Origin of the sequence: Endozoicomonas acroporae (assembly GCF_002864045.1) — a bacterium.
GTDB lineage: Bacteria > Pseudomonadota > Gammaproteobacteria > Pseudomonadales > Endozoicomonadaceae > Endozoicomonas > Endozoicomonas acroporae.
The window spans coordinates 1-12441 of sequence record NZ_PJPV01000001.1 but is presented as its reverse complement, the minus strand read 5'-3'; the positions used below and the strand labels follow the sequence as shown (position 1 = coordinate 12441).

Genomic DNA, 12441 nt, shown 5'->3' with positions numbered 1-12441 from the left:
CAGAATCAGTCTTTCAGCGTTTCTGCCAGTTCTATCGACCGGTTGACGGCAGCGTTCATTGCCTGTGCCACCAGCTCAGGCAACCCCTGTTCCTGAAATGTCTTGATGGCCTGTTCCGTGGTTCCGTTGGGAGAGGTAATGCGACGACGAAGCTCGGCGACATCAACATCACTTTCCGTTGCCATCCTGGCAGCCCCCAGGGCCGTTTGCAGGGTCAGCTGTCTTGAGGTTTCTGCATCAAGGCCGAGGCGAACACCGACCTGTTCCATGATTTCCATCAGCAGGAAATAGTAGGCCGGGCCACTGCCGGAAACGGCAATGACCGCATCAATTAACGACTCATGGTCGACCCACCTGGCAATACCAATGGCATTAAAAATATCATCGGTCAGCGCTTTTTGGGCAGTACTGACGTTTTTGTTGGCAAACAAACCGCTGGCACCGCATTGCAGCGCAGAAGGAGTGTTTGGCATGCTGCGTACGATCGAAAGGTGCTCGCCTCCCCAGTTCTGCAGACTTTCCATGGTAATGCCGGCAGCGACGGAGATAACCAGGGCATCCGGTTTTATGGACGGGCTTAAATCGGTCAGAACCGCTTTCATCACCTGTGGCTTCACACAAAGCATGATAATGCCAGCCTTGCTGACGGCCTGGTGGTTATCCACGGTGGTCGCAATATTAAATTTTTCACGGATATCGGACAATGTTTCTGCCGTTCTGGCGGAAGCAATCAACTGGTAGGTTGGCCAGCCATTATTGATCAGGCCTCCGATAATACTGCTGGCCATATTGCCAGCACCGATAAAAGCAATGGTTGATTCATTCATGCGTTGCTGTCCCTTTGAGGCGCTTGTGGAGAAAAGGGCTGAGCAGAGGTTCTGGAGCCAAACAGCGCAGTACCGATACGGACCATGGTTGAACCTTCCTGAATCGCTGCCTCAAGATCATCCGTCATGCCCATGGACAGGGTATCCATCGTCAGTGAGAACTCGGTATTCAGGGAATGTAACGCATTGGTCAGTGCCCGGAAAGGCTCGCGCTGCCGGTCAGGGTCCGTTTCCGGGGCGGGAATAGCCATCAGGCCACGCAGCTTCAGGTGGGGTAAGCGGGCAATGGAGGGTACCAGCGCTGGCAGCTCATGCAGGCTGATCCCGGATTTTGACTGTTCGCCGCTGATATTCACTTGCAGGCAGATATTTACCGGGGGGAGTTCCCGGGGACGTTGATCATTTAGCCTTTGCGCGATTTTCAACCGGTCAACACTGTGAACCCAGTCAAAGTGGCTGCTGATATCCCGGGTTTTGTTGGACTGGATTGGACCGATGAAATGCCAGTGGATATCAGCAAGGTCACTGAGCTCATCCATTTTGCCCAGGGCTTCCTGAAGGTAGTTTTCGCCAAAATGCTTTTGACCCAGATGCCATGCTTCACGCACCATAGAGGCAGGTTTGGTTTTGCTGACTGCCAGCAGTTGCACTTGCCCGTTGCGATTGCAGGCTTGCTCAGCTTGATGAATTCGGTCATAAACCCGTTGAAAGCGGTTTTGTAATAAGGTCATCAGGTTGTACATTACCGGGTAAATAATAAATTGGCAGGAAGATTGTCCGGGAATAGCGCTATTCCCGAACAATCTCATAGTTTACCTGCTTCCTGGTGTAAGGGGGATAATAAATGGATATTACTGAGCTATTGGCGTTCAGCTATAAACAGGGGGCTTCGGATCTGCATCTGTCGGCAGGACTTCCGCCAATTATTCGAATCGACGGTGATGTTCGCCGTATCAATCTGCCGCCCATGGAGCAGAAAGAAGTTCATGGTTTGGTCTATGACATCATGAACGACAAACAGCGTAAAGATCTGGAAGAGCACCTGGAAGCGGACTTCTCGTTTGAAGTACCGGGCGTTGCGCGTTTCCGTGTCAATGCTTTCAACCAAAACCGGGGAGCGGGGGCGGTGTTCCGGGCTATCCCCAGTAAAGTACTGACCATGGATGACCTGGGCATGGGACAGGTATTTAAAACCATTGCGGATAAACCCCGGGGGTTAGTGCTGGTGACTGGCCCTACCGGCTCTGGCAAAAGCACCACGCTGGCGGCCATGATGGATTACATTAACGACACCAAATATCAGCATATCCTGACCATCGAAGACCCCATTGAATTTATCCACACCCCGAAAAAGTGTCTGGTTAACCAGCGGGAAGTTCATCGGGATACTCATAGCTTCAGCAATGCCCTGCGCTCTGCGTTGCGTGAAGATCCCGATATTATTCTGGTTGGTGAGATGCGTGACCTAGAAACCATCCGACTGGCGATGACCGCTGCGGAAACCGGTCATTTGGTGTTCGGTACGTTGCACACCACCTCGGCGGCAAAAACTATTGACCGTATCGTCGATGTATTTCCGGCGGAAGAGAAGTCCATGGTGCGTTCAATGCTCTCGGAATCACTCCAGGCTGTGATCTCGCAAACACTTTTGAAGAAAAACGGTGGAGGCCGGGTAGCTGCCCATGAGATTATGCTTGGCACGGCAGGTATTCGAAACCTGATTCGCGAAGATAAGGTTGCCCAGATGTACTCGGCCATTCAGACCGGCGGTGGGCTTGGCATGCAAACACTGGATCAGTGCCTGACGAACCTGATGAAAAAGGGACTGATCTCTCGTGATGTGGCCCGTGAAAAGGCCAAGGATCGTGACGCATTTTAAGTGTCGCACTCAGGCTAGACATTAAGGATTCTTAATGATGGTAAAACAGCCTGCCCTCTTTCAGCGCTTGATGAGGGGACTGGCGGTTGGTTGATAGGTGTTGCAGGACTTGCATTGGAACCACAAAGGCACAAATTTTCATGACGATGGTTTGTCACCCTCTGTCATGAAAGCTTTAGCCACAGAGTCACGGAGACACAGAGGAAAAGCTTTTTTCTCTCCTCCGTGTCTCGGTGCCTCCGTGGCAATTTTCTTTCACGGCAAAGAGCACGAAGAAGAGCTTTTCCTTTGTGGTTCAAACAAAGAGCAGTGGTCAATTAAATGGATATTGAAAAATTATTAAAACTGGTTGCCGTAAAAAAAGCATCGGATCTGTTTATCACTGCCGGCTATCCCCCCAGTGTCAAGCTTGACGGACGTTTGATACCTGTCAACAAGACACCGTTGACGGCCACAGAAGCAAATGATTTGGTGCTTGGGGTAATGGATGAGAAGCAGCGCCTGGAGTTTGAGCTGAAGCATGAGTGTAACTTTGCCATTGCCAAAATGGGGATTGGCAGGTTCCGGGTCAGTGCTTTTCAGCAGAGAAACCAGTCAGGTATGGTTTTGCGCCGAATTGAAGAGAAAATACCCGGTTTTGAACAGTTGAAACTTCCGCCTATCCTGAAAGACCTGACCATGGTCAAACGAGGGCTGGTTATCCTGGTGGGCGCTACCGGCACGGGGAAGTCAACAACCCTGGCGGCGATGCTTGGCTATCGTAATGAAAACGACACAGGTCATATCATCAGCATTGAAGACCCCATTGAATTTATCCATCAACACAAAAGGTGCATTGTAACCCAGCGGGAAGTGGGGATTGATACCAAGTCTTATGAAGTGGCGCTGAAAAATACCCTGCGCCAGGCTCCTGATGTCATTATGATTGGTGAAATTCGCAGTCAGGATACCATGCAATATGCCCTGAACTTCGCAGAAACCGGCCATCTGTGCCTGGCAACGCTGCATGCCACTAATGCCAACCAGGCATTGGATCGCATTCTTCACTTTTTCCCCCCGGAACATCATCACCAGGTCTGGATGGATCTTTCCCTGAATCTGAAGGGCATTGTCGCCCAGCAGCTGGTTCCTTCTCTGGATGGCACAGGGCGGCTTCCAGCCATAGAAGTGTTACTGAATACCCCCCTGGCCCAGGATATGATTCGCAAAGGGGATGTTCATGCATTGAAAGAGTTAATGAAAAAATCCCGGGAGCTGGGCATGCAGATTTTCGATCAAGCATTATTTGATCTCTACAACCTTGGCGAGGTCAGCTATGAAGACGCCATCCGGCATGCTGATTCTGCAAACGACTTGCGTCTGATGATTAAGCTGGGTTCAGAGGTGGATGAGAGTTATCTTACCCAGCGTTCTGGTAAATTGACCTTGCAGATGGAAGAAGCCTAGGAGGCTGACCGAGAATAGACTGCCCTACTGCGGTGGCAGCAAATTGGTCTAAAAAGTCGGAAATTTTTAGCAAATAGAACCACTATTCGCTAAAAATTTCCGACTTTTTATCCTCAATTTTCTGCCATCCTCGCTACGGGCGCTATTCTCGGTCAGCCTCCTAGAAACGCCGGCTCTTGATCCCGAGAACCTTGCCCATGCCTTCTTTACACAGGGCAAGTTCCAGGGAGCTGCGAATCACCTGTGCATTGTCGTGCTTCATTAAATCCGACAATATCATTTTCGCACGATCCATACCGATGCGTCTTAACACCCATTTTACTTTTAACAGATTCACGGCACTCATCGACAGCATATCGAAACCCATGGCCATTAACAGTACCGCTGCAGCAGGGTCACCCGCCATTTCACCGCAGATACTGACGGTCTTTCCTTCCTGATGGGCATCGTCCGCAACCTTCTGTAAGGCATGCAGTACGGCGGGGTGAAAAGAGTGATAAAGGTCAGATACCCGGGGGTTGTTGCGGTCTACGGCCAGCAGGTATTGAATAAGGTCATTTGATCCGATGGAAAGAAAGTCGACACGTTGTGCAAGGTCCTTGACCATGTAAACGGCAGCGGGCACTTCCACCATCACACCCACCGGTGGCATGGATACCGGCAGGCCTTCAGCAAGCACTTCCGCATGGGCCCGGTGAATCAGGTGTTGCGCTTCCTCGACTTCAAAAATACTGGATACCATCGGCAACATAATCCGGAGATTATCCAGGCCCACGCTGGCTTTCAACATGGCCCGGACCTGTACCAGAAAGATTTCCGGATGATCCAGCGTTACCCGAATCCCCCGCCAGCCAAGGAAAGGGTTATCTTCCTTGATGGGGAAATAACTCAGCGACTTATCCCCGCCAATATCCAGGGTTCTCATGGTCACGGGGCGTGGCGCAAAAGCTTCAAGCTGGTGTCGGTAAATCTTTTCCTGTTCGGATTCACTGGGAAAGCGATCCCGCACCATAAAAGGGACTTCAGTCCGATACAGACCAACGCCTTCAGCCCCTCTGTCCAGTGAGCGGATGGTATCGGTCATCAGTCCGGTGTTGACCCAGAGCGGAATACGGTAATTATCCGGGGTCTCACAGGGCAGATCTCTGATGGCTTCCAACCCCTTACTGAACTGATTTTCCTCTTCCAGCACTTCGGTGTAATAATCCAGCAGCTCCTGGGCCGGAGAGGAGTAAATCAGGCCAAGATTACCATCCACAATCAGTTTTTTTCCAGACAGCTTATGGAAAGGCAGATCAACCACCCCCATGACGGTAGGCACGCCTAAAGCGCGGGCAAGAATAGCCACATGGGAGTTACTGGATCCTTGCTTGGAAACCAGGCCCGCCAGTAATTCCTGTGGAACCTCGCCCAGCATAACCGGAGAAAGCTCCTCACTGATTAGAATGGTATTCGCCGGGTATTCAACCCTCGCATGTTCTCCCTGCTGGAGATGAGAAAGTACTCTGCGCCCCAGGTCCCTGACGTCGGCAGCCCGTTCACGGAGATAATGATCGTCCATCATTTCGAAATTGCGGATATGCTCTTCGATCACCTGTCTCAAGGCACCCTGTGCCCAGGATCCGCCCCGAATACGCTCTCTTATCTCCTGCCCAAGGGCCCGGTCATCCAGCATTCTCAGATAAACATCAAAGAGTGCATGTTCCTCGGCAGGTAAACGGTCGGACAATCGTTCAGCGGTGTCTTTCATCTCTTTTCGCACCGCAGCCAGCGCATCGTCCAGCAAGGCGAGTTCCAGATCTATATCCTTGAAGGTACGCTCAGGTACCGCACCAAGATCGGCCGGAGGCGTAATCACCACCGCCTCACCAATGGCTACCCCTGTGGCACCGGCACTCCCCTGAAAGCGAGCAATTCGTTTTTTGCGGGTGGGCGTGGAGACATTATTGATCGAGCCAGTTGCCTGGGCATGGGCAATAACCCCTGCCAATTGGGCCGACATGGTGACCAGAAACGCTTCTTCATGTTCATCAAAACGCCGCTGCTCAACCTGCTGAACCACCAGCACACCCAGCGTATTACGGTGATGGATAATGGGGACACCGAGAAAAGAGGTGAATCGCTCTTCTCCGGTTTCACGGATATAGCAAAACTTTGGGTGAGAAGCGGCATCTTCGAGGTTTATGGGCTCTTCCCGCAGCCCCACCTGCCCAACAAGGCCTTCAGAATGAAACAGAGTCACCTGTCCGACCGCAGAAGGGTTCAAACCCTCTGAAGCCATCAGCGTATAAGAGGTGCTCTCAGAATCGTATAGATAGACCGAGCACACCTCAGTGTTCATGGCACCACGAACCCGTTGCACAATAATCTGCAGTGCCACCTGTAGATCAGAGGCAGAACTGACTTCCTGTACGATATTGCGCAGGGTGTTTAGCATGTCTAACACGTATCCGGTCTGATAATACTTGCTGCAACTACTTTAACAGTACAATAGCAATCCATGGCAAATTATATTGCCTGCTAACATCTTTCCTGTTACTACAGCCCACAGGTTTAAAGAAATATCCATTGGGCCCGGGAGGCTGTTCGAGAATAGCGCCCATGGCGAGATTGGCAGAAAGTTGAGAATAAAAATTCCTGCTGCTTCGTCAAATAGCCCCGCTATTCTCGGTCAGCCTCCCAGGGGTCGCCTGGACGGACGCTTAAGTCCTACAGGCTCCTGGCAACCTGTCACCCCCCTCTGGACTGTAATTTTCCAATTCTGGGTACCAACTCTTTCAGCGCCCGCCTGTAGACTTCCCGTTTAAAAGAAACCACCTGACCAAGAGGGTACCAGTAACTTACCCAGCGCCAGCCATCAAATTCCGGAGACCTCGTGTGGTCAACCCGAATACGGTCATCATTGCTCAGCAGCTGCAGCAAAAACCATTTCTGCTTCTGCCCGATGCACAGCGGTTGCTGATCCCGGCGGACGAGACGTCTCGGTAGACGATAACGTAACCACCCCCGGGTGCAGCCAAGGATTTCTACATCTTCAGGATGAAGACCTATCTCCTCAAACAGCTCTCTGTACATGGCGTCTTCCGGCGTCTCCCCATCATTGATACCACCTTGGGGAAATTGCCAGGCATCCTGCCTGATCCGCCGAGCCCACAATAACTGACCGTGATGATTCGCCAGGATAATGCCTACATTTGGCCTGAATCCATCGATGTCAATCACGTATATGGCTACCTTAGAGCCACCATCCTATGGTACGAATACCCCCCCCACTTCCAGGAACATAATCATAACCCACACTAAAACGGGGCATGAAACTGACTGTTCAAAGAACAACAGGATTTAGACGCAATCACTTGTTGGTGGCCACTTAAACTATTACTTATCACGCATTGTTTCACAAACGGATACAACACAGCAAACCTTCAGGGTGAATGGCGATTGGAACTATCAAACTCATTGACATGACGTACCAGGAGGCTGTTCGAAAATATCCGGGATAGACTGCCCTACTGCACGGATGCAGAATCCAGAGGTAACAAGGGGGCCTTGGTTACAGAGGGCTGTTTATTCCCGAACAGCCGTTTTTCTTCCATTGATTGTGAGTAAAGCCGGTTATACCAGTCATTTGCTGAACGACTGAATTCAGGGTCTACGCCGTCCTTGAAAGCGTGCATGGCGGTGGTTATATACTGGTAGGTCTTGTCGGCTAAAGCTCTTGAGCCATCAAAGCAATTCATATAGTAATGAATAGAATCCAGATACTCACCTTTTCTGAAAAAGATAAACCCCAGTTGCTTATTTATGGCCATGAGATACGTGTGGTCATTTGCATATTCAGGCACAGACAACTGCTGGAACAGAGTGTCTATGGCCAGATCCAGCTGATTCAACCGGGTTAATGCTATTGCTACATTAAGGTTGAAATGATAATTCAGCTTTGTACACTCCAAAGCAAAATTCATGGCACAAGTCCAGGACGTAAACCAATTAGGATCTCCTGGCTTCAGGCTCGCAGCCAGGGATTCCAGATCTTTCCATCGGGTAATGGCCCATTTCATCTGATCTGGCGCCAGATACTCTGTGGAAATCTGTTCAGCTTCTAAGGAAGACATAGCTGAATAATAGAGTGGAAAGATAAAATTCGAGATCTCTACTTTATTCTTTCTTGTCTTTGGCTGCAGATAATTGAACCAGCAAACAGCATTGGTTACAAATTGCTTGTCATCACACATTCTAATAGTTTGCTTCATTGCGGAATGTATAAATGAGTAAGTATCATTAGGGACATCCATCGTGCTTACAAAACCACGCATATAATATTTTATGGAAGTGACGTAGCTCCGTTCTTTATAAAATAAGAATCCTAACTGTTTGCTAACACCCAAAAGATATCTCTGATCATTAGACTTAGTCAGCTGATCTAGCAAAATCTCTTTTGCCCGGTCCATATCCTTGAGTCTTGTTAAAGCTTTCGCCACATTTAAATTGTAGTGATAGTCCTCCTCAGAGCACTGCAAGGCAAAATCAAGGGCGTTCTGCCACGCTTTAGCCCATTGACTGCTCCCTCCTTTCTGGGACTTTGCATACCTTTCCAATAAGCCCCAATGGGAAATCAGGATTTTTTTTCTTAAAAAAGGCGGAAGTTGTTGAGAGCTGAGTACATCCGCCGCCGATGACTCCAAATGTGCAGCGGTAATCACTTCTTCATGATGGTTGGTCGAAGAGACAGATTCACTTGCATGAGGTGTCTGGGGAGGTACAAGATCCTGTGTTTGTACAGGGGCAGCACTTGCTTCTGCTTCCGGTGGCCAAAAGTTCGGAAAACTGACTGCTCCAGACTGCTCACCGATACTCAGGTTTTCCATCAAATAAACAGGAGCTGATGCAACATGATTTCCCGATGGGGTGGGTTTGCTTAAATAACCATCCACCGTTTCAGGCCCTGTGTTGGACACCTGCCTTTGCTTCCATAAATGGCTATAGCTATTATCCACTGGTTTAACATAAGGCTCTGCAAACGGCTGTGGTATGATGCAGGTAGTTGGCGGAAACACAGAAGAGAGGCTCTTTCTTTGCTGATCCACCAGACAAGTTGCAACAGGCGTAGATGGGGAAAAACCAGTCATCGACGCCACATGAGTCTGTTGGCCTGGCAGGACATTTAAATGTCTCAGAGAAGTCGAACAACTGGCTGGCTTCGGCGCTAAACTCCCTCCAGTATCATCAAGCAGGTTAAACAGATCTTCCTCAATCCAATTTTCTGGATCATGACTACTCGCATTAGCCAGATAATTTGTTCCTGCTTCAGGGTGGCAATTTGATACTTGACGTTGGCCAAAAACTGCTGAATCAGTCTGACCAGTGTTAAGGTAATCATAACCATTCATCAGGCCAAATGGCGTACCTGGTAATACACCACTATTTCTTTCCATAACAAAACTCAATTGATAAAAAACTCTTAGACAGTCTTGGTAATAAAAAATTCAAAAAACTTAATATTCAGAATTGGGTAATTGCTTTTGGGTTGATAAAGAACCTGTATAATCCCCCCAGGATGCACTCGGCCTGAATAATAAACCGGAGTAACAATGACCCTGGCAATCTTTGATCTGGACAATACTCTCATTGCTGGCGACAGTGATGCCCTGTGGGGAGAGTTTATGGCCGCCAATGGCCTGGTGGATAGTGAACGCTTCAGGGAAGGTAACCAGCGTTTCTATAAACAGTATCAACAGGGGGTTATGGACATCCGGGAGTATCTGGATTTTTGCCTTGAGCCATTAACACAATACCCCCTGGAAGCGCTTGCAACCTGGCATGGTCAGTTTATGACACAGGTTATCAGCCCCATCCTGTTGGATAAAGCACTGGCCAGGATAGAACACCACCGCCAGCGTGGTGATTATATTATGATCATCACCGCGACCAATCGCTTTGTGACCAAACCCATTGCTGACCAGTTCAAGGTAGATGCCCTGCTGGCCATTGACCTGGAGATCAGCGACAACCGCTATACTGGCAACGTTACCGGAATCCCCACCTATCAGCAGGGGAAAGTACTCCGCCTGCAGGAATGGCTCAACCAGCACCCGGAGCACTCAATGGCAGGCAGCTACTTCTACAGCGACTCTCAAAATGACCTGCCGCTGCTGAAGAAGGTCGACAACCCTGTCGCTGTCGACCCCGACCCGGAACTCAAAAGCTTTGCAGAAGCCCATGGCTGGCCAGTTATCAGTTTCCGTTAGTGGCTCTGTGAACCATTAAAGGCCATTTATTGAACAGTTAACCGGGCAAAAATCGCTTTGATATAGTCTGTCTCCGGAATGCATGGGTGCACAGGATGATCCGGTCCCTGGTGCCCCTGGTCCAGAATCTGCAGGTTACGGTCAATATGGCGACTGCCAGCCCGTAGCAAATCGATCATATTATCCCGGTGCAAATGCATACTGAAAACATCCAGCACCCGTTTACCTTTTACATAATGCCGCAGGCGGTCCCGATTGAGCCGGTGATCATAAAACCACCCGGTTTTCTGGCCTTCCATCACCGGAGCCTGAAAGCTCACGCCATTCTCTTCCAGCACTACCACTTCCGGAACCGCTCCGGAGGCCACCTCAACATATTGCGGCAGGTCTTCCAGCTTGCGGGCATTGCCACGGTTCTTGAACAAAATACCTTTAGGTTTCAGAACCTGGTTTAACGCTTCAACAACGTCATCCCGAACCTGCTCCATACCTGCCGTGGATATCTGCGCCACCAGTACCTCATCAAACCGGTCAACCACCAGCCCGGGCAATCCGTCACTATCACCATAAACTAACCGGTAATGATCATTATGACACTGGCAAATATACGGATACCAACACCGTTAATGGAACTTTAGTCTCTACCAAAACCTTCACAGGAGCTGTAGAGATGTCTCAAAACCATTCCCATAACAACGAAGAACCATTGAGCACCCTGCTCCAATCATTGATGGACAGCGCCGATAACCGCTCAACGATGGACCTTCTCGAGTCAGCCCACAAAGGGTTTACCCAGGGTGCCAATGACTACGTTGAAGGGGCAACAGGAAAAATATCCCCAGCCGATATTAAAAACCATCTTCGGATTTATCCCCTGGCACAAATGCTGATCAGCATTGTCAAATACCATGAGCTGAACAAGAACACGGATATTATCCGCCAAACAGTTATGGCCTTGCTGGATAGCCTTGATGACAGCCTGCCTTCAGAGTTTGATGAGGCTCAGACACTGGAGTCAACGCTGCACTGAAAACGTTCCGGGATAAGCCAATAAATAAGGGACCTGAGTAATGATTGATCAAAGCGAACTGCAGGAAAAAGGTTATATCATCGTTCCTGACCTGGTGCCCGGGCAGTTACTCCAGCCCGTTATCAAAGCCATTACCGACTTTCTGGAGGTTAATCTGGATGATCCCACAACCTGGTACCGGAAAAACCTGGGCAGTAATGGTATTGTTCCCATTCATCATCATCAGGCATTCTGGGATATCCGCCAGTATGAGCCTGTCTACCGATTGTATGCTGACCTTTTAAAGACAGACGATCTCTGGGTAAGATTGGATCGAGCCTCCTTCAAACCACCCTGGCGTCCGGAGCACCCGGATAAGAAAGACGACAGTCAGATCCACCTGGACAGCCATCCGGAAAAAGTGTTCCTGCCAAGATACCAGGGGATTCTCTACCTGACGGATACGGCGGAAAATCAGGGGGCATTCTGTTGTGTTCCCAGCCTTTACACCGGGAAACAAACGACACTGGATCGCAACTCTCTACTCTTTACCGATGAAGAGCTGAAAGGCCATGATATTGTCCATCTGGCGGGCAAGGCTGGAACCTTCATTCTCTGGGACTCACGTCTGCCCCATGCCAGCAGCCTGAACCACCATTCAAAGCCACGCCTGACCCAATATATCTCCATGTTCCCGGCGGGTACCGAAGATAACCGGGAAGAGCGTATTCAGCTATGGCGTGATAAAAGAGCGCCTGAGCGCTGGCGTAACTTTCCGTATCAACAGGACCCGGAACCCGGTGAACCCGCTAAACTGACGCCCGTTGGAGAGCAGCTTCTGGGTCTAGGAGGCTGACCGAGAATAGCGCCCGTAACGAGGATGGCAGAAAATTGAGGATAAAAATTCGGTTTTGTGAGGTGAATAGCGGGGCTATTTGCCGAACAAAAGCGGATTTTTAGACCAATTTGCTGCCACCGCACGACTGCATGGATGCAGGAGCTAGAGCAACGCAGGAGCAGTTGCCGTGTAGG

Annotated in this window: 11 protein-coding genes; 5 read left to right on the top strand and 6 right to left on the bottom strand. The window is 49.8% G+C overall.

The window, feature by feature from the left end; translation table 11 throughout:
• Positions 1-5: 5 nt before the first annotated feature.
• Both proC and CX664_RS00055 read right to left on the bottom strand, forming a co-directional pair.
• Positions 6-827, bottom strand: a complete 822-nt coding sequence (proC, locus tag CX664_RS00060) for a pyrroline-5-carboxylate reductase (RefSeq protein WP_101744743.1) — start codon at positions 825-827, stop codon at positions 6-8.
• Positions 824-1570, bottom strand: coding sequence for a YggS family pyridoxal phosphate-dependent enzyme (locus tag CX664_RS00055; RefSeq protein ID WP_101744758.1), 747 nt, complete (start codon positions 1568-1570; stop codon positions 824-826). Before CX664_RS00055 ends, proC begins: the two co-directional genes overlap by 4 nt.
• Positions 1571-1671: 101 nt before the next feature.
• Between CX664_RS00055 and CX664_RS00050 the strand changes: the two genes are divergently transcribed.
• Together CX664_RS00050 and CX664_RS00045 are read left to right on the top strand one after the other, a co-directional pair.
• Entirely contained in the window at positions 1672-2706 is a 1035-nt protein-coding gene (locus CX664_RS00050; RefSeq protein ID WP_101744742.1) for a type IV pilus twitching motility protein PilT, read from the top strand.
• A 321-nt stretch (positions 2707-3027) separates the two neighbouring features.
• Positions 3028-4152, top strand: coding sequence for a PilT/PilU family type 4a pilus ATPase (locus tag CX664_RS00045; protein ID WP_101744741.1), 1125 nt, complete (start codon positions 3028-3030; stop codon positions 4150-4152).
• Positions 4153-4312: 160 nt separating this feature from the next.
• On the opposite strand, the gene ptsP is transcribed toward CX664_RS00045, so the two are convergent.
• The 3 genes from ptsP to CX664_RS00030 all read right to left on the bottom strand — a co-directional run bounded on the left by ptsP (position 4313) and on the right by CX664_RS00030 (position 9587).
• The gene (gene ptsP / locus CX664_RS00040; protein WP_101744740.1) at positions 4313-6589 is read right to left on the bottom strand and encodes a phosphoenolpyruvate--protein phosphotransferase; all 2277 of its coding nucleotides are present in this window, start codon (positions 6587-6589) and stop codon (positions 4313-4315) included.
• Between the two features lie 293 nt (positions 6590-6882).
• On the bottom strand, positions 6883-7374 hold the full coding sequence (gene rppH / locus CX664_RS00035; protein WP_101744739.1) for an RNA pyrophosphohydrolase: 492 nt from the start codon (positions 7372-7374) through the stop codon (positions 6883-6885).
• Between the two features lie 287 nt (positions 7375-7661).
• Positions 7662-9587, bottom strand: coding sequence for a hypothetical protein (locus tag CX664_RS00030; RefSeq protein WP_145999726.1), 1926 nt, complete (start codon positions 9585-9587; stop codon positions 7662-7664).
• A gap of 156 nt (positions 9588-9743) precedes the next feature.
• On the opposite strand from CX664_RS00030, the gene CX664_RS00020 reads away from it, so the two are divergent.
• Positions 9744-10400, top strand: coding sequence for a histidinol-phosphatase (locus CX664_RS00020; RefSeq protein WP_101744736.1), 657 nt, complete (start codon positions 9744-9746; stop codon positions 10398-10400).
• 26 nt (positions 10401-10426) lie between these two features.
• Here the strand turns inward: CX664_RS00020 and CX664_RS00015 are convergent, their stop codons facing one another.
• Entirely contained in the window at positions 10427-10951 is a 525-nt protein-coding gene (locus CX664_RS00015) for a class I SAM-dependent rRNA methyltransferase (RefSeq protein ID WP_244910609.1), read from the bottom strand.
• A 119-nt stretch (positions 10952-11070) separates the two neighbouring features.
• Here CX664_RS00015 and CX664_RS00010 point away from each other — a divergent pair, with 119 nt between their 5' ends.
• On the top strand, positions 11071-11430 hold the full coding sequence (locus CX664_RS00010) for a hypothetical protein (protein ID WP_101744735.1): 360 nt from the start codon (positions 11071-11073) through the stop codon (positions 11428-11430).
• 40 nt (positions 11431-11470) lie between these two features.
• Positions 11471-12265, top strand: a complete 795-nt coding sequence (locus CX664_RS00005; RefSeq protein WP_101744734.1) for a phytanoyl-CoA dioxygenase family protein — start codon at positions 11471-11473, stop codon at positions 12263-12265.
• Positions 12266-12441: the final 176 nt, after the last annotated feature.